This window comes from Nocardia sp. CY41 (assembly GCF_009829325.1).
Lineage (GTDB): Bacteria > Actinomycetota > Actinomycetes > Mycobacteriales > Mycobacteriaceae > Nocardia.
In genome coordinates this window covers 1-498 of the sequence record NZ_VUOS01000122.1, presented here as the reverse complement: position 1 = coordinate 498, position 498 = coordinate 1, and the positions used below count along the sequence as shown (strand labels likewise).

Here is a 498-nt window from a genome sequence, read left to right as displayed (position 1 = left end):
TATCGCCGCCGCGAAGGCCCGCGGCGCCTACACCGGCCGCAAACCCGCCCTCACCACCGAGCAAGCCGACTTGTTGCGCGCCCGCGCCGCCGCCGGGGTGCCGAAAGCGGCGCTGGCCAGGGAGTTCGGCGTCAGCCGTGAAACGGTCTACGCGTACTTGCGGGCCGAGCCCGCGACGGCCTGAGCTGCGGAGTTTCCGGTTTCGAACACGAAACCGAGCGCTTTCCGGTGGGTCGGGGGTGGTCGCGTTCTGAGTATGAGCTCAGGCCTTCGGCCTCGGTCACAGCGGGTAGCGCTGCATCTGGAGGAACACGTGTTGCTGGGCGGCGAGCTTCTGCTGCTGCGACAACTCGCTCGCGGCGGCGGCCTCGGCGATCTGCTCGAGTCGCCTGCGGATGACCGCAGGGTCCGGTCGAGTCTTCTGCTCGGCCTGGTCCCAGACGGCCTGAGCACACCGGAACACCCCGATGATCACACTCAACGGCAAGGTGACGATCG

Annotated in this window: 2 protein-coding genes; one reads left to right on the top strand and one right to left on the bottom strand. The window is 68.5% G+C overall.

Annotated features, from left to right (window positions below; genetic code table 11):
- The coding region (locus tag GVY64_RS36975; protein ID WP_159851342.1) for a helix-turn-helix domain-containing protein at positions 1 to 184 on the top strand (184 nt) is incomplete at its 5' end.
- A gap of 96 nt (positions 185 to 280) precedes the next feature.
- On the opposite strand, the gene GVY64_RS36970 is transcribed toward GVY64_RS36975, so the two are convergent.
- The coding region (locus GVY64_RS36970) for a gas vesicle protein G (RefSeq protein WP_159851340.1) at positions 281 to 498 on the bottom strand (218 nt) is incomplete at its 5' end.